This is a genomic window from Mycobacterium sp. 1274756.6, assembly GCF_001668625.1.
GTDB lineage: Bacteria > Actinomycetota > Actinomycetes > Mycobacteriales > Mycobacteriaceae > Mycobacterium.
This window is the reverse complement of record NZ_LZLJ01000044.1, coordinates 1-22,305: the sequence shown is the minus strand read 5'-3', so window position 1 is coordinate 22,305 and position 22,305 is coordinate 1. Positions and strand designations below refer to the sequence as shown.

23 protein-coding genes and 1 tRNA gene are annotated in these 22,305 nt (G+C 71.6%); 8 read left to right on the top strand and 16 right to left on the bottom strand.

The features are described from left to right. The first annotated feature begins 28 nt into the window (after window positions 1–28). Both A5643_RS05655 and A5643_RS05650 read left to right on the top strand, forming a co-directional pair. Window positions 29–1,942, top strand: a complete 1,914-nt coding sequence (locus A5643_RS05655; protein ID WP_066852832.1) for an acyl-CoA dehydrogenase family protein — start codon at window positions 29–31, stop codon at window positions 1,940–1,942. 74 nt (window positions 1,943–2,016) lie between these two features. Then, entirely contained in the window at window positions 2,017–2,394 is a 378-nt protein-coding gene (locus tag A5643_RS05650; RefSeq protein WP_066852830.1) for a hypothetical protein, read from the top strand. 8 nt (window positions 2,395–2,402) lie between these two features. On the opposite strand, the gene A5643_RS05645 is transcribed toward A5643_RS05650, so the two are convergent. After that, a tRNA-Asn gene (locus A5643_RS05645) sits at window positions 2,403–2,475 on the bottom strand. A gap of 131 nt (window positions 2,476–2,606) precedes the next feature. On the opposite strand from A5643_RS05645, the gene A5643_RS05640 reads away from it, so the two are divergent. Continuing rightward, entirely contained in the window at window positions 2,607–2,852 is a 246-nt protein-coding gene (locus tag A5643_RS05640; protein WP_066852828.1) for a hypothetical protein, read from the top strand. Here A5643_RS05640 and dnaG read toward each other — a convergent pair. Both dnaG and A5643_RS05630 read right to left on the bottom strand, forming a co-directional pair. Beyond that, window positions 2,849–4,729: a DNA primase gene (dnaG, locus tag A5643_RS05635; protein ID WP_066852826.1), complete on the bottom strand. Its 1,881-nt coding sequence runs from the start codon at window positions 4,727–4,729 to the stop codon at window positions 2,849–2,851. The genes A5643_RS05640 and dnaG overlap by 4 nt on opposite strands. A 60-nt stretch (window positions 4,730–4,789) precedes the next feature. After that, the gene (locus A5643_RS05630; RefSeq protein ID WP_066852877.1) at window positions 4,790–6,049 is read right to left on the bottom strand and encodes a deoxyguanosinetriphosphate triphosphohydrolase; all 1,260 of its coding nucleotides are present in this window, start codon (window positions 6,047–6,049) and stop codon (window positions 4,790–4,792) included. Between the two features lie 195 nt (window positions 6,050–6,244). On the opposite strand from A5643_RS05630, the gene A5643_RS05625 reads away from it, so the two are divergent. Continuing rightward, window positions 6,245–8,227 (top strand): TPM domain-containing protein, encoded by a 1,983-nt coding sequence (locus A5643_RS05625; protein ID WP_066852875.1) that lies wholly within the window; start codon window positions 6,245–6,247, stop codon window positions 8,225–8,227. On the opposite strand, the gene A5643_RS05620 is transcribed toward A5643_RS05625, so the two are convergent. Then, window positions 8,224–9,624, bottom strand: a complete 1,401-nt coding sequence (locus tag A5643_RS05620) for a glycine--tRNA ligase (protein WP_066852824.1) — start codon at window positions 9,622–9,624, stop codon at window positions 8,224–8,226. The two genes, A5643_RS05625 and A5643_RS05620, sit on opposite strands and share 4 nt — an antisense overlap. A gap of 149 nt (window positions 9,625–9,773) precedes the next feature. Between A5643_RS05620 and A5643_RS05615 the strand changes: the two genes are divergently transcribed. Both A5643_RS05615 and A5643_RS05610 read left to right on the top strand, forming a co-directional pair. Next, on the top strand, window positions 9,774–10,142 hold the full coding sequence (locus A5643_RS05615; protein WP_066852822.1) for an ArsR/SmtB family transcription factor: 369 nt from the start codon (window positions 9,774–9,776) through the stop codon (window positions 10,140–10,142). Further along, the gene (locus tag A5643_RS05610; protein WP_066852819.1) at window positions 10,139–10,531 is read left to right on the top strand and encodes a Fur family transcriptional regulator; all 393 of its coding nucleotides are present in this window, start codon (window positions 10,139–10,141) and stop codon (window positions 10,529–10,531) included. Before A5643_RS05615 ends, A5643_RS05610 begins: the two co-directional genes overlap by 4 nt. A gap of 11 nt (window positions 10,532–10,542) precedes the next feature. Here A5643_RS05610 and A5643_RS05605 read toward each other — a convergent pair whose 3' ends face one another. Genes A5643_RS05605 through recO form a run of 3 tightly spaced genes read right to left on the bottom strand, consistent with a single transcriptional unit; the run spans window position 10,543 to window position 12,687 of the window. Then, window positions 10,543–10,962, bottom strand: a complete 420-nt coding sequence (locus tag A5643_RS05605; RefSeq protein ID WP_066852816.1) for a hypothetical protein — start codon at window positions 10,960–10,962, stop codon at window positions 10,543–10,545. After that, on the bottom strand, window positions 10,962–11,897 hold the full coding sequence (locus A5643_RS05600; RefSeq protein WP_502686208.1) for a decaprenyl diphosphate synthase: 936 nt from the start codon (window positions 11,895–11,897) through the stop codon (window positions 10,962–10,964). The genes A5643_RS05605 and A5643_RS05600 overlap by 1 nt, the downstream gene beginning before the upstream one ends. Continuing rightward, a complete protein-coding gene (gene recO, locus A5643_RS05595; protein ID WP_066852813.1) occupies window positions 11,857–12,687 on the bottom strand; it encodes a DNA repair protein RecO in 831 nt (276 codons plus the stop codon). The genes A5643_RS05600 and recO overlap by 41 nt, the downstream gene beginning before the upstream one ends. 62 nt (window positions 12,688–12,749) lie before the next feature. Between recO and A5643_RS05590 the strand changes: the two genes are divergently transcribed. Next, on the top strand, window positions 12,750–14,165 hold the full coding sequence (locus tag A5643_RS05590) for an amidase (protein WP_066852810.1): 1,416 nt from the start codon (window positions 12,750–12,752) through the stop codon (window positions 14,163–14,165). 13 nt (window positions 14,166–14,178) lie between these two features. Here the strand turns inward: A5643_RS05590 and era are convergent, their stop codons facing one another. The 8 genes from era to hrcA are packed head-to-tail and all read right to left on the bottom strand — an operon-like array spanning window position 14,179 to window position 21,312. Beyond that, window positions 14,179–15,078, bottom strand: coding sequence for a GTPase Era (gene era / locus A5643_RS05585; protein WP_066852807.1), 900 nt, complete (start codon window positions 15,076–15,078; stop codon window positions 14,179–14,181). After that, window positions 15,075–15,395, bottom strand: coding sequence for a cytidine deaminase-like protein (locus tag A5643_RS05580; protein ID WP_066852805.1), 321 nt, complete (start codon window positions 15,393–15,395; stop codon window positions 15,075–15,077). The genes era and A5643_RS05580 overlap by 4 nt, the downstream gene beginning before the upstream one ends. After that, on the bottom strand, window positions 15,388–16,674 hold the full coding sequence (locus tag A5643_RS05575) for a hemolysin family protein (RefSeq protein ID WP_066852802.1): 1,287 nt from the start codon (window positions 16,672–16,674) through the stop codon (window positions 15,388–15,390). Before A5643_RS05575 ends, A5643_RS05580 begins: the two co-directional genes overlap by 8 nt. Then, entirely contained in the window at window positions 16,671–17,207 is a 537-nt protein-coding gene (gene ybeY, locus A5643_RS05570; RefSeq protein ID WP_066852799.1) for an rRNA maturation RNase YbeY, read from the bottom strand. The genes A5643_RS05575 and ybeY overlap by 4 nt, the downstream gene beginning before the upstream one ends. Window positions 17,208–17,214: 7 nt before the next feature. Next, entirely contained in the window at window positions 17,215–18,249 is a 1,035-nt protein-coding gene (locus tag A5643_RS05565) for a PhoH family protein (protein ID WP_066852797.1), read from the bottom strand. A gap of 50 nt (window positions 18,250–18,299) precedes the next feature. Further along, window positions 18,300–19,085: a 16S rRNA (uracil(1498)-N(3))-methyltransferase gene (locus A5643_RS05560; protein ID WP_066852794.1), complete on the bottom strand. Its 786-nt coding sequence runs from the start codon at window positions 19,083–19,085 to the stop codon at window positions 18,300–18,302. Between the two features lie 4 nt (window positions 19,086–19,089). Continuing rightward, window positions 19,090–20,241: a molecular chaperone DnaJ gene (gene dnaJ / locus A5643_RS05555; RefSeq protein WP_066852792.1), complete on the bottom strand. Its 1,152-nt coding sequence runs from the start codon at window positions 20,239–20,241 to the stop codon at window positions 19,090–19,092. A gap of 27 nt (window positions 20,242–20,268) precedes the next feature. After that, the gene (gene hrcA / locus A5643_RS05550) at window positions 20,269–21,312 is read right to left on the bottom strand and encodes a heat-inducible transcriptional repressor HrcA (protein WP_066852789.1); all 1,044 of its coding nucleotides are present in this window, start codon (window positions 21,310–21,312) and stop codon (window positions 20,269–20,271) included. A gap of 154 nt (window positions 21,313–21,466) precedes the next feature. Here hrcA and A5643_RS05545 point away from each other — a divergent pair, with 154 nt between their 5' ends. Beyond that, on the top strand, window positions 21,467–21,793 hold the full coding sequence (locus A5643_RS05545; RefSeq protein ID WP_066852786.1) for a type II toxin-antitoxin system VapB family antitoxin: 327 nt from the start codon (window positions 21,467–21,469) through the stop codon (window positions 21,791–21,793). Window positions 21,794–21,809: 16 nt separating this feature from the next. Here A5643_RS05545 and A5643_RS18405 read toward each other — a convergent pair. Beyond that, a partial coding sequence (locus tag A5643_RS18405) for an MTB12 family secreted protein (RefSeq protein WP_066852782.1) occupies window positions 21,810–22,305 on the bottom strand: 496 nt, incomplete at its 5' end.

Below are 22,305 nucleotides of genomic sequence, written 5' to 3'. Positions count from 1 at the left end.
ACCGCCGCCCGGCACGTTACCGTCGGGTATGCCCACCACTGCCGAACAGCTGCGCCACACCCTTGACGGGCGCTGGCGCAACACCAAGAACCGGATGCGCGAACAACTGCAGGCCGACGTGTTCCGCCCGCACCACACCCCCAACACGGTGATCGCCCGGGCCAAGGTGGCCGAGCAGATGCACATCATGGCGGCCCAGGGCGCGGCCACCGACGGGTTCCGCGCCGCGCACGGCGGCACCGGCGACGTCGGCGCGGCGGTGACGATGATCGAGATGCTGGCCATGTCGGACCTGTCGCTGATGGTCAAGGCCGGCGTGCAGTGGGGCCTGTTCGGCGGGGCCATCGAGAACCTCGGCACCCGCCGGCACCACAAGCTCTACGTCGAACCGACCATCAATCTCGACCTGCTCGGCTGCTTCGCGATGACCGAGACCGGGCACGGCAGCGACGTGCAGGCGCTGGAGACCACCGCCACCTACGACCCGGCCACTGAGGAATTCGTCGTCCACTCCCCCACCGCATCGTCGCGCAAGGACTACATCGGTGGCGCCGCCGAGACCGCCACCGTGGCAGCGGTTTTCGCGCAGCTGATCACCCCCGGCGACGACGGCCCGCTCAACCACGGGGTGCACTGCCTGCTGGTGCCGATCCGCGACGGCGACGGCAACGACCTGCCCGGCGTCACCACCTCCGACTGCGAGTACAAGGGCGGGCTGCCCGGCGTCGACAACGGCCGCATCCTGTTCGACCAGGTGCGCGTCCCGCGGGAGAACCTGCTCAACCGCTACGGCGATGTCGCCGCCGACGGCACCTACAGCTCACCGATCGAGAGCCGCAGCCGCCGGTTCTTCACCATGCTGGGCACCCTGGTGCGCGGCCGGGTCACCGTCGGGGGCAGCGCGGCGGCCGCCGCTCGGGTCGCCCTGGACATCGCGGTGCGGTATGCCCTGCAGCGCAGGCAGTTCCACGGTCCCGACGACGAGACCGAGGTGCTGATCATGGACTACCTGGTGCACCAGCGCCGGCTGTTCCCGCTGATCGCGCGCTCCTACGCACTGCAGTTCGCGCAGAACCAGCTCGTCGAGCGCTGCCACGACCTGCAGACCGTCGACGAGCCCGACCCCGAGGACCAGCGGGAGCTGGAGGCCCGCGCCGCCGGGTTGAAGGCGGCCAACACCTGGCATGCCACCCGGGCCATCCAGGAGGCGCGCGAGGCCTGCGGCGGTGCCGGCTACATGGCCGAGAACCGGCTGATCGCGCTGCGCGCCGACACCGACGTGTTCACCACGTTCGAAGGCGACAACCATGTGCTCGTGCAGCTGGTCGCCAAGCAGTTGCTGACCGCCTACGCCGACGACATCAAGGGCATGAGCCCGGTGGAGTGGGTGCGCTTCGCCGCCGAGGCCGTCGGTGACCGGGTGATGAAACGCACTGCGGCCGAGACGATCTTCCAGACGATCCTGGACTCGCGGCAGGACAGCGACGAAGAGGGCAGCCTGTTCAACCGCGGCACCCAGCTGCACATGTTCGAAGACCGGGAGCAATACCTGCTGTCGTCGGTGGCACGCCGGCTGCAGGCCAAGGCCAAGGAGATGTCGGAGTTCGACGCGTTCAACGCCGTGCAGGACCACGTGCTGCACGCCGCCGCCGCCCACATCGACCGGGTGGTGCTCGAGGCGTTCGTCGCCGGCATCGACTCCTGCGAGGACGAGCAGGCCCGCGAGCTGCTGGAGTGGGTCTGCGACCTCTACGCGCTCTGCGTCATCGAGGAGGACAAGGCCTGGTACATCGAGCACCGCTACCTGTCCACCGAGCGGGCCAAGGCGGTCACCCGCGGCATCAACGACCGCTGCCGCAAGCTGCGCCCGCACGCCGAGACCCTGGTCGAGGCGTTCGGCGTGCCCGAACAGCTCCGCCAGGCCGAGATGCTCGACGACTGAACCCGACCCGCGCCCGCAACCGGCGCGCGGCTCTCTAAGCTGACCTGAGAAACACCTAGCAAAGGAGTGACACGATGGCATGGTTCCTTGCGCTGCAGGGCATGTCCGGCAAGGGCGGGCAGTCGCTCACCTACGAGCTGCACGAGTCGGCGGACACCGCCCGGCTGGCCCAGGAGATGAGCGCAGGCGCGACCGCCGACCGGGTCGTCGAGATCCCCGCCGTCCTGCCGCCCCGGCGCCAGCAGGTGACCCTGTACGTGCGGCCGTCGCTGTGGGGGGTGTGGGCGTTCTACGAGATGAGCGAGGACGAGCGCCGGGAGATGATCGCCGCGAACCCGCTGATCAACGCGATGGCGCAGGCCGCCGCCAAACAGCAGCAGGGGCGGCATGCCGGTCCGACCACGATCGGGATGACCATCCCGCAGCCGGGCCAGGGTTTCCCCGGTCAGTGAACGCTTTGCTCCCCCGGCTGGACTCGAACCAGCAACCCTTCGGTTAACAGCCGAATGCTCTGCCAATTGAGCTACAGGGGACGGCTCGGTCGCGTCGGACCGGTGGCACCGCGCGGCCGAGGGATGACTCTAGCCTACCGGGGGCGGTTCGCGCCAAGGCCGCCGCGCATAAGGCAGGATGGGGGCCAGCAGTCGTCAACGGGAGGGGCCCTGTGATCCGGTATCTCGTCGTCATGGGCGTCGGATATGTGTTCGGCACCAAAGCCGGACGTCGCCGCTACGAGCAGATCGTCGGCACCTACCGGGGCATCACCGGCTCGCCGGTGGCCCGGTCGGTCATCGACGCCGGCCGACGCAAGATCGCCAACCGGCTCTCCCCCGACACCCCGATGGTGACCCTCACCGAGATCGAGGACGGCACCACCGTGGTAGCGCCGGAACCGCAGCGGGTCGACTAGGCGTCGTCGCCGCTGGCCTGGTCGAGCAGGCTGCGCCGGTAGGCCTCCATCGCGACCAGGTCGCCGAACAAGGCGTGGTACTCGTCGCCGTCGTCGATCGGGGACATCCGCTGCAGCTTGGATTTCACCTCGGCGATCTGGCGGCCCACCCAGACCTCCTGCAGCCGGGCCAGCACCCCGCCGATGTAGCGCGGTAACCGGTCCTCGTCGACCTGGATGGCCTCCACCCCCAGCTCGTTGATCAGCCCGGCGGCCGCCTCCGACCCGGCGTGCTGGCGCACCAGGTCGATCCAGGCCGCGCCGAGCGCACCGCTGCTCGTGCCGCCCGCCGCCTCCACCGCGGCGCGCACCGCGGCGTAGCCGGGGTGGGTGAAGCTCTCCACGCTGAGGGTGTCGAACACCGGGCCGGCCAGCGCCGGGTACTGCAGCGCCGACTTGAGGGCCTCCCGCTGCGGCCACAGCGTCGGGTCGCGCGGGTCGGGCCGGGCCGGGCGGTGCTCGGCCGGCGGCTCGGCGGGGCGGCCGCGCGGCCGCCCGGAACGCGGCGATTTGGCCTGCTCGCGCACCCGGCCGACGACCTGCGCGACGTCGTCCCAGCCCACCCAGCCGGCCAGTTGCCGGGCGTATTCGTCGCGCAGGGTGGCGTCCTTGATCCGGGCGACCATCGGGACGCAGCGCCGCAGCGCGGCGACCCGCCCCTCGGCGGTGTCGAGGTCCATCTCCCCCAGCGCGGTGCGGATCGCGAACTCGAACAGCGGGGTGCGCCGCGCCACCAGGTCGCGCAGCGCGGTGTCGCCGTGCGCCAGCCGCAGATCGCAGGGGTCCATGTTGTCGTCGGCGACCGCGACGAAGGACTGCCCGGCGAGGTTCTGGTCGCCGTCGAGGGCTTTCAGCGCGGCAGCCTTGCCCGCCTCGTCGCCGTCGAAGACGTAGATCAGCTCCCCGCGGAAGAAGTTGTCGTCCATCATCAGCCGGCGCAGCATCGCCAGGTGCTCGTCGCCGAACGCGGTGCCGCAGGAGGCGACCGCGGTGCCCACCCCGGCCAGGTGCATCGCCATCACGTCGGTGTAGCCCTCCACCACCACCGCCTGATGGGTCCGGGCGATGTCGCGTTTGGCCAGGTCGATGCCGAACAGCACGTGGGATTTCTTGTACAGCACCGTCTCGGGGGTGTTGACGTACTTGGCCTGGATCGGGTCGTCGTCGAAGATGCGACGCGCGCCGAACCCGATCACCTCACCGGCGGTGGAGCGGATCGGCCACAGCAGCCGACGGTGGAACCGGTCCATCGGGCCGCGCCGGCCTTCCCGGGACAGCCCGGCGGCCTCGAGCTCTTTGAACTCGAATCCCTTGCGCTGCAGGTGCCGGGTCAGGGTGTCCCAGCCCGACGGCGCGTAACCGCAGCCGAACTGCTGGGCGACGGCGGCGTCGAAGTTGCGGTCGGTCAGGTACCGCCGCGCCGGCGCGGCCTCCTCCGAGCCCAGCGCCGCGGCGTAGAACTCCTGGGCGGCGGTGGTGGCCGCGACCAGCCTGCTGCGCGAGCCGCGGTCGCGCTGCACCCGGCTGGCCGCCCCGGTGTAGGTGATGGTGTAGCCGATCCGGTCGGCCAGCAGCTCGACCGATTCGACGAAGCTGACGTGTTCGATCTTCTGGATGAACGCGTAGATGTCGCCGCCCTCCCCGCACCCGAAGCAGTGGAAGTGGCCGTGGTTGGGCCGGACGTGGAACGACGGGGTCTTCTCGTCGTGGAACGGGCACAGGCCCTTCATCGAGTCGGCGCCCGCGCGGCGCAGCTGCACGTAGTCGCCGACCACGTCGTCGATGCGGATCTTGTCACGGATGGCGGCGATGTCACGATCAGAGATGCGGCCGGCCATCGCGTCAGTCTAGGCGGCGGCCGTCTGCCACGGTGTTCGCCGGCCCGCGGGGGTGGTGGCTCACCCCGACTCGGCGGCGATGCGCTCCAGCCGGCCCTCGGTGTAGGAGGCGATCTGGTCGATGACCACCCGCAGCCGGGCGGCGTCGTCGGCGGCGGCGTTGAACGCCGGCACGAACAGCGGCTCCAGGGTGCCCGGGGCGCCGGCGAGCATCCACTCGGCGACCGCCTGGATCCGGGCCCGCTGCTCGGCCTGGATGGCCAGGTGCCCGGAGTCGGACATGATGAACTGCACGGCTAGGGTTTTCAGCACCGCCACCTCGGCGCGGACCAGGTCGGGGACGTGCAGGTCGGCGTCGTAGCGGCCGAGCGGCCCGAACCCGGCCGCCTCGTGGGTGGCGGCGATCGCCGCGGAGGCGAAACGGCCCACCAGTTCGCTGGTGAGGCGTTTGAGGGCCACCGAGGCCGCCAGCGTGCCGTCGTAGTTGCCGACCGTGTTCACGATCGGCAACCCGGAGAGCCGCTCGGCGGCGGCGATCAGATCCTCGGCGCGGACCTGGGCGAACTGGCTCTCCCCCAGCCGGGCCAGGGTGGCCGCGGCGTCCGGGTCGGCGAGCACCCGCAGGTCGATGCGCCCGGAGATGACGCCGTCCTCCACGTCGTGCACCGAGTAGGCGACGTCGTCGGCCCAATCCATCACCTGCGCTTCCAGGCAGGCCCGCTCCGGCGGAGCGCCGTGGCGGATCCAGGCGGCGGTGTCGATGTCGTCGTCGTAGAACCCGAACTTGGTCCGCCCGGCGCTGCGCGGCCACGGGTATTTGGTGACCGCGTCCAGCGCCGCCCGGGTCAGGTTCAGTCCCGCGCTGCGACCGTTCCGGTCGAGCACTTTGGGTTCCAGGCTGGTCAGGATGCGGATGTTCTGCGCGTTGCCCTCGAACCCGCCGCAGTCGGCCGCCAGCTGGTTGAGCGCCCGTTCCCCGTTGTGCCCGTAGGGCGGGTGCCCGATGTCGTGGGCCAGGCCGGCCAGGTCGACCAGGTCCGGATCGCAGCCCAGCCCGATCGCCATGCCGCGCCCGATCTGGGCCACTTCCAGCGAGTGGGTGAGCCGGGTGCGCGGTGTCTCGCTCTGCCGCGGCCCGACCACCTGGGTTTTGTCGGCCAGCCGGCGCAGCGCGGCGCAATGCAGCACCCGGGCGCGGTCCCGGGCGAAGTCGGTGCGGTGCTGGGCGTCGCTGCCGGGCAGGCCGGCGGTCTTCGCCGCCTCGGCCACCTGCCGCTGGCGGTCCGCCGCCCGGTAGGGGTCCCGCTGTTCTGTAGTCACTGCCGCACAGTCTGCCAAAGCGGTGGTCACCGGGCTGAACACGGCGGTCATCCCTGAAATCGACGCCCAGGCGGGCCGATGGGCCCGAAATCGCCCGGATAGCCCCGAATCCGTGTCGATCTCAGGGAGTACGGCCGGGACGGTCGCCGCAAACGCGCCCGGCCGCCCGACGCGGTCCCGATTACATTGGTGGACATGCGCGCTGCCCGCATCGTCGCCGCCCTGCTGCTCGCCGCCCTGTTGGTGGCGCCCGGTGCGGCGGCGACGCCGCCGCACCGGCTGGGCGGGCCGATCACCGACGAGGTGGGGGCGCTGGATTCCGCCGGGCGCGGCGAGGTCCGCGCCGCGCTCGACGAGCTCTACGACCAGCACCGGGTCCGACTCCGGGTCGTCTACGTCGCCGACTTCTCCGGGCAGCGCCCGGCGGAGTGGGCCCGGGCCACGATCAGCGCCAGCGACCTCGGTGACCGCGACGCGCTGCTGGCGGTGGCGGTCACCGACCGCAGCTACGCCTTCCTGGCGTCCTCGTCGGTGCCGCATCTGACCGCCGACAAGGTGGCGGCGCTGCGCCGCGACCGGATCGAACCGGCACTGCGCCGCGGCGACTGGGCCGGCGCCGCGGTCGCGGCCGCCGACGGGTTGGGTGCCGCCGCGGTGGGTCACCCCACCGACTGGCGGGCGATGCTGGTCGGGCTCCTCGCGGTGGCCGCGGTCCTGGCGGTGCTGGTGGCGGTGCTGGGCTACCGGCGCCGGCGACGCAGCCGCGCCGAGGTGGCCGCCGCCGAGCGCCTCGACGCCACCGACCCGGCGACCCTGGCGGCGGTGTCGCTGCCCGCGCTCGAGGCGCTGTCCCGCTCGAAGGTGGTCGACGTCGACAACGCGTTGCGCACCAGCACCAACGAGCTGGCGCTGGCGGTCGACGAGTTCGGCGAGTCCCGCACCGAACCGTTCACCAGCGCGGTGGCCGCGGCCCGGTCCGCGCTCAGCCACGCGTTCGACGTGCGCACCCAACTCGACGACGCGATCCCGGAGACCCCCGCCCAGCAGCGCGACCTGCTCACCGGGGTGATCGTGGCGGCCGCGCGCGCCGACCGGGAGTTGGAGGCCCAGCGGGCGGCGTTCGAGGCGCTGCGCGACCTGGTGATCAACGCGCCGGACCGGCTCGACGCGCTGACCCGCACGGTGGTGGAGTTGACCGCCCGCGGCCCGGCCGCCACCGACCGGCTGGCGCAGTTGCGTACCGAGTTCGCCGCCTCCGCGCTGGCCTCGGTGGCCGACAACGCGGCCACCGCCCGCAGCCGGGTGGCGTTCGCCGAAACGAACATCGCCCGGGCCCGCGAGCTGGCCGGTCGCGCCGTCAGCGGACGCCAGGGCGAGCTGGTCGACTGCATCCGGGCGGCGGAATCAGCGTTGGGCCAGGCGCGCTCGCTGCTCGACGGGATCGACAGCGCCGCCGCCGACATCCGGCACGCCCGGGCCGCGCTGCCGGCGGCGATCGCCGACCTGCAGGCCGGCATCGCGCGTGCCGAGGCGGCGCAGGCCACCGCGGCCGGGCATGCCAAGGCACTGGCCGCGGCCCGGACCGCCGCGGTCAACGCGGTCACCGCGGCGCGCGATACCGACGACCCGCTGACCGCGTTCGCTCGGGTGACCGACGCCGACACCGAGCTCGACCGGCTGCTCGACGTGGTCGCCGAGGAGCAGGCGGCCGCCGAACGGCTCGCCCGGCGCTGGGAGCAGGCGGAGTTCAACGCGCAGGCGCGGGTGCGCTCGGCGTCGGATTTCATCGACACCCGCCGCGGCAGCGTCGGACCGGAGGCCCGCACCAAGCTCGCCGAGGCGCGCAGGCAGCTGGAGGCGGCCCGCCAGCAGCACGACACCGATCTGCGTGGGGCGATCGACCGGGCGGTGCGGGCGGCGTCGCTGGGCGCGCAGGCGCAGGTGCTCGCCGACCGCGACGTGCGCTCGGCGGAACACAGCTACACCGCCCGCTACGGCCGCGGCGACGACACCGCCGCGCTGGTCGGCGGGATCATCTTCAACTTCCTCGCCGGGGCCATGCAGGGCGGCGCCCGCGGCTACCGGTCGGGCCCGCGGACCGGGTCGAGCGGCTGGCGCTCCTCCTCGTTCGGCGGATCGTCGGGCGGCAGCTTCTACGGCGGCGGCGGCCGGTTCTAGCAGCCCTTCAGCCGGGTCGCGAGGTAGTCCGAGACCGCGTCGAGGCCGACCCGCTCCTGGCTCATCGAGTCCCGCTCCCGCACGGTGACCGCCTGGTCCTCCAGGGAGTCGAAGTCGACGGTGACGCAGAACGGGGTGCCGATCTCGTCTTGGCGGCGGTAGCGGCGACCGATCGCGCCGGCGTCGTCGAACTCGACGTTCCAGTAGCGGCGCAGCTCGGCGGCGAGGTCGCGGGCCTTCGGGCTCAGGTCGGCGTGCCGGCTCAGCGGCAGCACCGCGGCCTTGACCGGGGACAGCCGCGGGTCCAGCCGCAGCACCGTGCGCCGGTCCACCCCGCCCTTGGCGTTGGGGGCCTCGTCCTCGGCGTAGGCGTCGACCAGGAACGCCATGAACGAGCGGGTCAGCCCGGCCGCCGGTTCGATGACGTAGGGGGTGTAGCGGGTGTCGTTGGCCTGGTCGTAGAAGGACAGGTCCACCCCGGAGTGCTTGGAGTGGGTGGACAGGTCGAAGTCGGTGCGGTTGGCGATGCCCTCCAGCTCGCCCCACGGGTTGCCGGCGAAGCCGAACTTGTACTCGATGTCGACGGTGCGCTCGGAGTAGTGCGACAGTTTCTCGGCGGGGTGCTCGAACAGCCGCAGCTTGTCGGCGTCGATGCCCAGGTCGACGTACCAAGCCAGGCGGGTGTCGATCCAGTACTGGTGCCACTCGCGGGCGGTCGACGGCTCGACGAAGAACTCCATCTCCATCTGCTCGAACTCGCGGGTGCGGAAGATGAAGTTGCCCGGGGTGATCTCGTTGCGGAAGCTCTTGCCGGTCTGGGCGATGCCGAACGGCGGCTTCTTGCGCGCGGTGGTGACCACGTTGGCGAAGTTGACGAAGATGCCCTGCGCGGTCTCCGGGCGCAGGTAGTGCAGACCCTCGTCGGTCTCGATCGGCCCGAGGTGGGTCTTGAGCATCATGTTGAACTCGCGCGGCTCGGTCCAGCGGCCCTTGGTGCCGCAGTCCGGGCAGGCGATCTCGCTCATCGGCACGGTGTCGGGGTCGACGGTGCCGCCGTCCTTGGCGGTCTTCTTCTCCGCGAAGGCCTCCTGCATGTGGTCCTGCCGGTGCCGCTTGTGGCAGTTGAGGCATTCCACCAACGGGTCGTTGAAGACGTCGACGTGGCCGGAGGCGACCCACACCTGGCGCGGCAGGATGATCGAGGAGTCCAGCCCCACCACGTCGTCGCGGGCGGTCACCACCGAGCGCCACCACTGCCGTTTGATGTTCTCCTTGAACTCCACCCCCAGCGGGCCGTAGTCCCACGCCGAGCGGGTGCCGCCGTAGATCTCGCCGGACGGGAAGACCAGGCCGCGACGCTTGGCCAGGTTGACGATGGTGTCGATCACGGACGCCACGAGTGGGTGCGCTCCTGTCTGGTGGGGGGTCGGTTGGGACGCAACCCGGACAGCCTAGCCACCACACCCGGGTGCGCGTTAAATGCGTGTTTGCGCATGAATGGGCTAGGCTAACAGGGAACCATTGTCGATTACGCGGGAGGTCACCGATGCCGACCACCACCGATCGCCCGCTCGACGCCGCGTCACCGGACCACCAGCACGACGGCGAGCCGCTGCCCGCGCCCCCGCCCCGGGAGATCCTCGACGCGGCCGGTGAGTTGCTGCGGGCGCTGGCCGCCCCGGTCCGCATCGCGATCGTGCTGCAGCTGCGCGAATCCCAGCGGTGCGTGCACGAGCTGGTCGACGCGCTGGGGGTGCCGCAACCGCTGGTCAGCCAGCATCTGCGGATCCTCAAGGCCGCCGACGTGGTGGTCGGGGAAAGGTCCGGACGCGAGGTGCTCTACCGGCTGGCCGACCATCATCTGGCGCACATCGTCATCGACGCGGTCGCCCACGCCGCCGAGGGCCGCACATGACCGGCGTCCGCAGTGTCCGGTCCACCCGGCAGCGCACCGCGATCTCCAAGCTGCTCGACAGCATCGATGACTTCCGCTCCGCGCAGGAGCTGCACGACGAGCTGCGCCGCCGCGGCGAGACGATCGGGTTGACCACGGTGTATCGCACGATGCAGTCGATGGCCGCCGACGGGCTGGTCGACACGCTGCGCACCGACACCGGCGAATCGGTGTACCGCCGCTGCTCGGAGCATCACCACCACCACCTGCTCTGCCGGCACTGCGGGTCGACGATCGAGGTCAGCGCCCAGGAGGTGGAGTCGTGGGCGGCCGAGGTGGCCGCCAAGCACGGTTTCACCGAGGTCAGCCACAGCATCGAGATCTTCGGCACCTGCGCCGACTGCCGCTGACGCGACCGGGATCAGCCCTGTAGGTCCTGGCGGATCTCCACGCCCTTGTCGAGCACCAGCAGCACCATCGTGGCCAGCGCGTCGTCGGCGAGGCCACTGCCGGGGAAGTTGTAGCGCAACATGACGTCGGCGGTCTTGCCGGTGTTGCGGCGCCCGCCCGCGGCTTCGGCGGGCTTCTCCACCACCGCCGGCGCACCGAGCACCGCGCGCTCCGCGTGCCCGGCGACCGTGTCGCGCAGCTTCTTGTTCAACGGCAGGTCCCAGCCCACGATCTGGGTGAGCGACACCAGCTCCAGCCCCTCGGTGATGGGCACCACCCGCAGCGAGGCCACCGTGCCGTCGTAGCGCACGGTGAGCGCCCCGTCGGACTCGGCGTCGACGGCGAGCACCTCGCCGAGCGCGGCGACCAGCCGGTCGGTCAGCGACGCCATCAGGCGCTCCCGAACCGGCGGTTGCGGGCCGCGTACTGTTCGCAGGCCGCCCACAGGTCGCGGCGGTCGTAGTCCGGCCAGAGCTTCTCCTGGAAGATGTATTCGGCGTAGGCGGCCTGCCAGAGCATGAAGTTGCTGGAGCGCTGCTCACCGGAGGTGCGGATCAGCAGGTCGACGTCGGGGATGTCGGTGCGGTGCAGGTGCCGGGCGATGGTGGCTTCGTTGATCCGGTCCGGGTTGATCCGGCCGGCGACGGCATCGCGGGCGATGTCGCGGGCCGCCTCGGCGATCTCGGCGCGGCCGCCGTAGTTCACGCAGTAGTTGACGGTGATCACGTGGTTCTCCAGGGTCATGTTCTCGGCGATCTCGAACTCCTTGATCACGCTGCGCCACATCCGCGGCCGGGACCCCACCCAGCGCATCCGCACCCCCATCGCGTTGAGGTTCTCCCGGCGGCGGCGCACCACCTCCCGGTTGAACCCCATCAGGAAGCGGACTTCCTCCGCGGAGCGTTTCCAGTTCTCGGTGGAGAAGGCGTAGACGGTCAAATGCTGGATGCCCATTTCGATGGCGCCGCAGGTGATGTCGATCAGCACCGCCTCCCCCATCTTGTGGCCCTCGGTGCGGTGCAGGCCGCGCTGGGTCGCCCAGCGACCGTTGCCGTCCATCACGATCGCGACGTGGCGCGGGACCTGGTCGGCCGGGATCTGCGGGGCGGCGGCCTTGGAGGTGTGCTGCGGGGGCCGGCGCGGCCCGCCGCCCGGGGTGGGCGGCAGTTCGGGGAATACCACCGGCCAGGTCGACGTGTCGGGGAACATCGGGTAGTCGGCGGGTGCCGGCGGCAGCTGCGGGCAGTTCGCGGCCGGTTTCGCGGGTTTGGCCTGCCCCGCGCGTTCAGCCGCTCGCCGGGAGCCGCCGATCCGGTTCATCACCATGGGCCACATCCTGCCTGACCCGTGCCGCGCGCTGGTCGGCAACGCCGTGATCGATCCGCTGACCCCGCTCGACCAGCGGCAACGTCCGCAACTTGCGTTCCAGGTGCCACTGCAGGTGCGCAGCGACCAGCCCGCTGGCGTGGCTGCGATGCGCCGACGGTGCGGCCTCCGCGGCCGCCCAGTCCCCGTCGTGCAGTGCCGACATCAGCTCCAGCACCCCCAGCGGCGGCGTGCTGGACCCGGCGGGCCGGCAGTAGGTGCACACGCTGCCGCCCGCGGCGACGTGAAACGCCCGGTGCGGGCCGGGGGTGGCGCAGCGGGCGCACTCGGTCAGCGCCGGCGCCCAACCGGCGATCCCCATCGCGCGCAGCAGGTAGGCGTCCAGCACCAGTTCGCGGGACCGGTTGCCGTCGGCGACCGCCCGCAGGGCCGCCACCGTGAGCCGGTGCAGCGCCGGGGCGGGGGCCCGCTCTTCCCCGGCGAGGCGTTCGGCGGTCTCCAGGACCGCGCAGGCGCAGGTGTAGCGCCCGTAGTCGCTGACGATGTCGGTGGCGAACGCGTCGATCGCCGCGACCTGGGTGACGATGTCGAGGTTGCGGCCGGGGTAGAGCTGCACGTCGATGTGGGCGAACGGTTCCAGCCGCGCGCCGAATTTGCTGCGGGTGCGCCGCACCCCTTTGGCGACCGCCCGGACCAGCCCGTGGTCACGGGTGAGCAGGGTGACGATCCGGTCGGCCTCGCCGAGTTTGTGCTGGCGCAACACCACCGCACGATCCCGGTAGAGTCGCATCGCACCAGTGTGGCACCGCGTCGCGACAACCCGGCCGAAGCGCGCCGATACAGTCTGTACCGATGACTAGCCCCGCAGTCCGGTTCCCCACCCTCACCGAGCAGCTGTATCGCCTCGCCGGCGGCGAGGTGACCTCGGTGGAGCTGGTGCGGGCCACGCTGGACCGGATCGAGGCGAGCCAGCCGACGTTGAACGCCTTCAAGGTGGTGCTGACCGAATCCGCGCTGGCCGCGGCGGCCGACGCCGACCGCCGCCGCGCCGCCGGCCACGACGCGCCGTTGCTGGGGGTGCCGATCGCGGTCAAGGACGACGTCGACGTGGCCGGGGTGCCCACCGCGTTCGGCAGCCAGGGCTATGTGGCCCCGGCCGGCGCCGACGCCGAGGTGGTGCGCCGGCTGCGGGCGGCCGGCGCGGTCATCGTCGGCAAAACCAACACCTGCGAGCTGGGCCAGTGGCCGTTCACCAGCGGCCCGGGGTTCGGCTACACCCGCAATCCGTGGTCCCGCCACCACACCCCCGGCGGCTCGTCGGGCGGCAGCGCCGCGGCGGTGGCCGCCGGGCTGGTCACCGCCGCGATCGGCTCCGACGGGGCGGGCAGTGTCCGGATCCCGGCCGCCTGGACGCATCTGGTGGGCATCAAGCCGCAGCGCGGCCGCATCTCGACGTGGCCGCTGCCGGAGGCGTTCAACGGCATCACCGTCAACGGGGTGCTGGCGCGCACGGTCGCCGATGCGGCGCTGGTGCTCGACGCGGTGGCCGGCAACGCCGACGGGGACCTGCACAAACCGCCGCCGGTGCGGGTGTATCCGCCCGGCGGCACGGTCAGCGGGCCGCTGCGAGTGGGGCTGTCGACCCGGTTCCCGTTCACCGGGTTCCGGGCCCGGCTGCATCCGGAGATCCGCGCCGCCCTGGAGTCCACCGCCGCGCAGCTCGGCCGGCTGGGCCACCCGGTGGTCACCGCCAACCCCGACTACGGGGTGCGCGCGTCGTGGAATTTCCTGGCCCGCTCCACCGCGGGGGTGATGGATGCCGCCTACCGGCTCGGCGACGGGGTCACCCTGGACCCGCGCACCGAGGCCAACATCAAGGTGGGGAGGCTGCTGTCGGAGTCGGTGCTGCGGCGGGCCCGCAAGCGGGAGGCCAAGACCCGGCGGCGGATCGGGATGATCTTCCGCAACGTGGATGTGATCCTGGCGCCGACCACCGCGCAGCCGCCGCCGCGCGTGGACGCCTTCGACGACCTGGGCGGCACCCGCACCGATCGCGCGATGATCCGCGCCTGCCCGGTGACCTGGCCGTGGAACCTGTTGGGCTGGCCGTCGGTCAACATCCCGGCCGGGTTCACCTCCGACGGCCTGCCGATCGGGGTGCAGCTGATGGGCCCGGCCAACAGTGAGCCGCTGCTGATCTCGCTGGCCGCCGAGCTGGAGGCGGTCTCCGGGTGGGCCGGCGAGCAACCCGACATCTGGTGGGAGTAGCCCGCCGCCGGGGTCAAAACCCCAGTCGCCCCAGCTGTTTGGGATCGCGCTGCCAGTTCTTGGCGACCTTGACCCGCAGGTCCAGATACACCTTGGTGCCCAGCAGTTTCTCGATCTGATGCCGCGCGGCGGTGCCGACCTCGCGGAGCCGGGAGCCGCCCCGGCCGATCACGATCGCCTTCTGGCTGGGCCGTTCGACGTACAGGATGGCGTGCACGTCGATCAGGTCGTCGCGGTCGGCGCGCGGGTTGACCTCGTCGATCACCACCGCCAGCGAATGCGGCAGTTCCTCCCGGACCCCTTCCAGGGCGGCCTCCCGGATGAACTCGGCCATCAGCGTCTCTTCCGGTTCGTCGGTGAGTTCACCGTCGGGGTAGAACGCCGGGCCGGGCGCCAACTGCGCCACCAGCACGTCGATGAGCACGTCGATCTGCTCCCCGGCGACCGCCGAGACCGGCACGATCTCCGTGTCCGGCCCGAGCAGTTCGCTGGTGGCGACGAGTTGTTCGGCGACCCGCTCGCGGGCCACCTTGTCGATCTTGGTGACCACCCCGATCACCGTGGTGGTGGGGGCGACGGCGCGGATCTGCTCGGCGATCCAGCGGTCGCCGGGGCCGATCTTCTCGTCGGCCGGGATGCACAGCGCGATGACGTCAACTTCGCGGTAGGTGTCGCGGACCAGGTCGTTGAGCCGTTTGCCGAGCAGGGTGCGCGGGCGGTGCAGGCCCGGGGTGTCGACCAGCACGATCTGGAAGTTCTCCCGGTGCACCACGCCGCGGATCGTGTGCCGGGTGGTCTGCGGGCGGTTGGAGGTGATCGCCACCTTGGCGCCCACCAGCGCATTGGTCAGGGTGGACTTGCCGGTGTTGGGGCGCCCGACCAGGCACACGAAGCCGGACCGGAACTCGCTCACAGCGGTGTCCCGCCCCGGTCGGTGACGATGATCGTCGCCTCCGGCGACAGGTCGCGCACGGCGGGCACGCCGGCGTCGTCGACGGTGCCGCCGACCAGCACCACCGCCTCCAGCCCGGCGGCGCCGCTGGACACCGCGGTGGCCACCGCGGTCTGCAGCGCGGTCAGGTCCAGCCCGCTGAGCCGCACCGGGGCGCCGGCGTAGGTGCGGCCGTCGAGGTCGCGCACCGCGGCGCCGCTGCCGGCCTCGGCGCGGCCCATCGCCCCGCGCGCCAACACCACCAGCTTGGTGTCCTCGGGGTTCAGCGGGTCACTCATCGTTCTCCTCCGGTTCCATCGGGCTGATCAGCACGGTGCCCACCCGCACCCGGCCGCGACGGTCCGGGCCGGCCTCAGCGCGCAGCAGCAACCCGTTCCAGACCACCTCGGCGCCCGGCAGCGGCACCCGGCCGAGCTCCAGGCCCAGCAGCCCGCCGACGGTGTCGACGTCGAGGTCGGGGTCGAACTCGATACCGTACAGTTCGCCGACGTCCTCGATCGGCAGCCGGGCCGACACCCGGTAGCAGCGGTCGCCGAGTTCTTCGACCGGGGCGACCTCGTCCTGGTCGTATTCGTCGGCGATCTCGCCGACGATCTCCTCGAGCACGTCTTCGATGCTGACCAGCCCGGCGATGGCGCCGTACTCGTCGACCAGCAGGGCCATGTGGTAGCGGTCGCGTTGCATCTCGCGCAGCAGGTCGTCCAGCGGCTTGGAGTCGGGCACGAACACCGCCGGGCGCATCAGCTGCGACACGGTGACGTCCTGGCCGCTGTTGGGTGAGTAATAGGTTTGCCGGACAACGTCTTTCAAGTAGGCCACGCCGATCACGTCGTCGACGTTCTCGCCGATCACCGGGATGCGGGAGTGCCCGCTGCGCACCGCGAGCGAGGTCGCCTGGGCAGCCGATTTCCCGCCCTCGATCCAGACCATCTCGGTGCGCGGCACCATCACCTCGCGGGCCGGGGTGTCGCCGAGTTCGAAAACGCTTTGGATCATCCGGCGTTCGTCGTCGGCGACGACGCCGCGCTGCTGGGCGAGGTCGACGACCTCCCGCAACTCGATCTCGGAGGCGAACGGGCCGTTGCGCAGACCGCCGCCGGGGGTCAGCGCGTTACCCACCAGCACCAGCAGCCGGCTGATCGGGGTGAGCAGAACCGAGATCACTTGCAGCGGAAGCGCGGCCGTCAGCGAGATCGAGTAGGCGTTCTGCCTGCCGATGGTGCGCGGCCACACCCCGATCAACACGAAGCTGATCACCACCATCACCACCGCCGCCGACAGCCGGCCCCAGCCCCAACCCAGCTCGCCGTAGAGGAACGCGACCAGCAGCACGGTGGCGGTCACCTCGCAGGTGATCCGCAGCAGCACCACCAGGTTGATGTAGCTGGGCCGGTCGGCGACCAGCTTGGTCAGCCGCACCGCGCCGGGCCGCTCGTCGCGGACCATCTCCTGCACCCGGGCGATCGACACGGTGCTCATCGCGGCGTCGATGGCGGCGAACAGCCCGCCGAGGACCACCAGCACGATCGCGCCGAACAGCGGGGCCAGGGTGCTCACGGGGCGTCGAAGTGCCGGGATCGGTCCAGCAGCCGCTGGTCCCGCTCGGCCTGCCGGTCTCGCCGGTAGCCCGCCACCTCCGCGTCGACCCACTCCTCCAGCAGCCGGTTCTGCAGGGCGAACATCTCTTTCTCCTCGGCCGGTTCGGCGTGGTCGTAGCCGAGCAGGTGCAGCACCCCGTGGACGGTGAGCAGCGCCAGTTCGTGGCCCAGACTGTGCCCGGCGGCCTCGGCCTGACCGGCGGCGAATTGCGGGCACAGCACGATGTCGCCGAGCATCGCCGGGCCGGGCTCGGGCGCATCGGGACGCCCGCCCGGTTCGATCTCGTCCATCGGGAAGCTCATCACGTCGGTCGGGCCGGGCAGGTCCATCCACCGCATGTGCAGGTCGGCCATGGTGGCGCTGTCGACGAGCACCAGCGAGAGCTCCGCGGCCGGGTTGACGTCCAACTGCTCGATGACGAACTTGGCGACGCTGACCAGTTCGGTCTCGGAGATGTCGAGACCGGACTCGTTGGAGACCTCGATGCTCACCGGCCGGTCACCGCCGCGCGGCCCGGTTGATGCGCAGGCCCGGCCCGTGCGACTCGGCGGTGTGCCGCTCGTAGGCGTCGACGATCTCCGAGACCAGCCGGTGGCGCACCACGTCGGCGCTGGTCAATTCGGCGAAATGGATGTCGTCGATGCCGGCGAGCACCTCGGTGGCCGCCCGCAGCCCGGAGCGGGACCCGCCGGGCAGGTCGACCTGGGTGACGTCGCCGGTGACGACGATCTTGGACCCGAAGCCCAACCGGGTCAGAAACATCTTCATCTGCTCGGCGGTGGTGTTCTGCGCCTCGTCGAGGATGATGAACGCGTCGTTGAGGGTGCGGCCGCGCATGTAGGCCAGCGGCGCCACCTCGATCACCCCCGACGCCATCAGTTTGCCGATCAACTCCGGGTCCATCATGTCGTGCAGCGCGTCGTAGAGCGGACGCAGATACGGGTCGATCTTCTCGCTCAGCGAGCCGGGCAGAAACCCGAGGCGCTCGCCGGCCTCGACGGCCGGGCGGGTCAGGATGATCCGGGTGACCTGCTTGTTCTGCAGCGCGTGCACGGCTTTGGCCATCGCCAGGTAGGTCTTGCCGGTGCCGGCGGGGCCGATCCCGAACACGATGGTGTGCTCATCGATGGCGTCGACGTAGTGCTTCTGGTTGAGCGTCTTGGGCCGGATCGTCTTACCGCGCCGCGACAGGATGTCCAGGGTGAACACCTCGGCGGGCGACTCGTTGCCGGCGCCGACCAGCATGGCGACGCTGTGCCGCACCACGTCGGGGGTCAGCGGTTTGCGCCGCGCCACCACCGTGATCAGTTCGGCGATGACCCGTTCGGCCAGCGCCACGTCGGCGGGCTCGCCGGTGAGGGTGACGACGTTGCCGCGCACATGCAGGTCGGCGGCGAGGGCGGCCTCGAGCTCACGGAGGTTCTCGTCGCCGGAGCCGAGCAGGCCCATGACAAGGTCGGGGGGAACGTCGATGCCGCTGCGCACCGGCGACGGGGTGGCCGGGTCGGCGGCGTTGGTCTCGCGGAGCGTCAAGAGTGCTCAGTGCCTGCTTTCGGTGTGTTCGGGCGGCGTACTCGGATTCCTCAGTCTACCGCTGAGGGCGACCACTCCCCCAGTTGCGCCGCTTCCGCCCAGCGGGCGGTGAGCACCCCCAGCGCACCCAGGGCGACCGCCGCGGCGGTCGAGGTGCGCAGCACCGTCGGACCCAGCCGGGCGGTGACCGCCCCGGCCCCGGTCAGCGCGGCCAGTTCCTCATCGCTGATCCCGCCCTCCGGGCCGACCAGCAGCAGCACCGCCGCGGCCCGGCCGACGGCCCGCTCGGTGAGCGGGGTGCGCGCCGATTCGTGCAGGGCGAGCACCAGGGTGCCCGCGCTGACCTGCTCGCGGACCAGGTCGGTCAGCTGCGGGGTGGTGAGCGGGCCGCCGACGTCCGGGATGTGGGCGCGGCGGGACTGCCGCGCCGCGGCGCGGGCCACCGCGCGCCAGCGCCGCAGGCCCTTCTCGGCGCGGGCGCCGTCCCAGCGGGCCACGCACCGCGCCGCCGACCAGCCGACGAACGCGTCCGCGCCGGCCTCGGTGGCCAGCTCGATCGCCAGCTCGGACCGGTCGGATTTGGGCAGGGCCTGCACGACGGTGACCGGCGGCGACGGCGCGGGCACCTGCCGGCGGTCGAGGACGCGGGCGCGCAGCCCGTCGCGGTCGGCGGTTTCGACCACGCAGTGCGCCAGCCCGCCGGCCCCGTCGCCGAGCATCAGCTGCTCGCCGGGCCGGATGCGGCGCACCCGGGCCGCGTGGAAGCCTTCCTGGCCGTCGACGTCGGCCAGTGCCCCGGGTTCGGGCAGGGCATCGACGTAGAACAGGCCGAGCACCGCGCTAGCGTCCGCTGAAGGTCTCGCGCAGCCGGCTGAACAGGCCACCGCCGCCGGTGCCGCTGCCGGCGCCGCGGGCGGAGCGGACCTCGGCCGTCTCGTGGTCGCGGCGCTCCTTCAGCTGGCGCAGCAGGTCGGTGTCGTGGCTGTCGAGCCGGTCGGGCACCAGCACCTCGACGTGGGCGTGCAGGTCGCCGCGCACCCCCGACCGCAGGTGCGGCATGCCGTGCCCGCGCAGGGTGAGCACCGCGCCCGGCTGGGTGCCGGCCGGGATGGTGATCTCGGTGGGGCCGTCGAGGATGGCCTCGACGGTGACCGCGGAGCCCAGCGCGGCGTCGACCATCGGCACCGAGAGGGTGCAGTGCAGGTCGTCGCCGTCGCGGACGAAGATCTCGTGCGGCTGCTCGTGGACCTCGACGTAGAGGTCGCCGGCCGGCCCGCCGCCAGGCCCGACCTCACCCTGGGCGGCCAGCCGCACCCGCATGCCGTCGCCGACCCCGGCGGGGATCTTCACGTTGATCTCCCGGCGGGCCCGCACCCGGCCGTCACCGGCGCACTGGTGGCAGGGGTCGGGGATGACCTCGCCGACGCCGCGGCAGGTCGGGCAGGGCCGGGAGGTGAGCACCTGGCCGAGCAGGGAGCGCTGGACGCTCTGCACCTCGCCGCGCCCGCCGCAGGTGTCACACGACATCGGGGTCGAGTCGCCGTTGGTGCCGCGGCCGTGGCAGCGGTCGCAGAGCACAGCGGTGTCGACGGTGACCTGCTTGGTCACCCCGGTGGCGCAGTCGGCGAGATCCAGCCGCACCCGCAGCAGCGAATCCGAGCCGGGCCGCACCCGCCCGACCGGGCCGCGGGTGGCGGCGCCACCGCCGAAGAACGCCTCGAAGACGTCGCCGAGGCCCCCGAACCCGCCGAACCCGTTGCCCGGGCCCCCGCCGTTCTCCAGCGGGTCACCGCCGAGATCGACGATGCGGCGCTTCTCCGGGTCGGAAAGCACCTCGTAGGCGACGCTCACCTCTTTGAACCGGGCCTGGGCGGCCTCGTCGGGGTTGACGTCGGGGTGCAGCTCGCGCGCCAGCTTGCGGTAGGCGCGCTTGATCTCCGAGTCGCTCGCGCTGCTGCTCACGCCGAGCAGTCCGTAGTAGTCGCGTGCCAACGCTTGACCTTTCCCGCGTGGTGCCCGCTATCGGGCGCCCAGAACTTCGCCGATGTACATAGCAACCGCGGCGACACTCGCGATGGTTCCCGGATAGTCCATCCGGGTGGGTCCCAGCACACCCATTCCCCCGAACACGGTGCCGCTCGGGCCGTAGGCGGTGGAGACCACCGACGTGCCCGCCATCTGTTCGGCTTCGGTTTCGTGGCCGATCCGCACGGTGACCTTGCCGGTCTCCTGCTGGGCCGCCAGCAACCGTAGCACCACCACCTGCTCCTCCAGCGCCTCCAGCACCGAGCGCAGCGATCCGCCGAAGTCGGCGGCGTTGCGGGTCAGGTTGGCGGTGCCGCCGAGCACCAACCGCTCCTCGGCGGGCTCGACCAGCGACTCCAGCAGCACCGTCGCCGAACGGGCCACCGCGTCGCTGAGCCCGACGGCCTGGCCCTCGGGGTGCTCGAAGTGGCTGACCAGGTCGGCGACCGCGATCGAGGCGGCGGAGAGCCGCTTGCCCTCCAGCGCCTGGCCGAGCAGGTCGCGCAGCTGGGCCAGCTGCTGCTCGTCGATGGTGTCGCCGAGTTCGACGATGCGCTGATCCACCCGGCCGGAATCGGTGATCACCACCATCAGCAACCGGGCCGGGGTCAGCGCGATGACCTCCAGGTGACGCACCGTCGAGGTGGACAGCGTCGGGTACTGCACCACCGCGACCTGCCGGGTCAGCTGCGCCAGGGTGCGTACCGCGCGGCGCAGCACGTCGTCGAGGTCCACACCGGATTCCAGGAACGACAGGATCGCGCGGCGTTCGGCCGAGGAGAGGGGTTTGACACCGTCGAGCCGGTCGACGAACTCCCGGTAGCCCTTGTCGGTGGGGACCCGCCCGGAGCTGGTGTGCGGCTGGGCGATGTAGCCCTCCGCTTCGAGCACCGCCATGTCGTTGCGCACGGTCGCCGGGGAGACGCCCAGGTTGTGCCGTTCGACCAGCGCCTTCGAGCCGACCGGCTCCTGGGATTGCACGAAGTCGGCGACGATGGCGCGCAGGACGTCGAGGCGACGATCATCGGCGCTACCCATCGCTGTTCCACCTCCTTGGTCGGCTCCAGTTTACGGGCCTTGCCAGGGGTTTTTGCCAACCGTTAACAACACCGGGGGTCGACTGGTGCGCAACGGCGACTAGCCTGGGTTCCCATGATCTCGTCTCATCCCCCGCTGCCCCGATGAGCCGCTCATGATCTTCAAAGGAGTCCGGGACGGCAAGCCCTATCCCGAGCACGGGTTGTCCTACCGGGACTGGTCGCAGATCCCGCCGCGCCAGCTGCGGCTCGACGAGCTGGTCACCACGACCACGGTGCTGGCCCTCGACCGGCTGCTCTCGGAGGATTCGACGTTCTACGGCGACCTGTTCCCGCACGCGGTGCGGTGGAAGGGGATCGTCTACCTGGAGGACGGCCTGCACCGTGCGGTTCGCGCGGCGTTGCGGAACCGCACGGTGCTGCACGCCCGGCTGTTCGACATGGACGTGCTCGGCCACCACGGGTTGTCGGCCGAGGCCTGACGCGCAGCGGGCGCGGTCAGTTGGGCAGCCGGCCCACGATCGCCTCGACCAGCTCGTCGCCGGCGGCCTGGGAGAGCATCCAGCCGTTCTGGTTGACGAAGGTGACGTTCTTCTCGATCGGCGAGGCCATCTTGGGTCCGGTGACGGTGACGTCGGAGGTGACCGTGTTCTCACCGGCCGCGGTGATGTTGTCGGCGGTGAAGGTCAGCGGCAGCGCCCCGTGGTGACCGGCTTGGCGCAGCTTGTGGTTGAACACGTTGGCGCGGTGACGGTCCAGGCCGCCGGCGACCAGGTCGCTCTTCACCTCGTCGGAGACCTCCGGGTCGACCAGGTTGTCGAGGATGCCGGTGAGCTCTTCGGCGGTCGGCAGCGCGGTGGCCGGGTCGGCGGGCAACCCGGTCAACTTCTCGCTGCGCGGCGGGTTGAGCAGCACCGCCCCCGCCGGCGTCGTCACGCAGGTGACCCCCGGCGCGAATGCGTAGCGGCTCTGCGCCGGATAGTCCGGGGTGGGC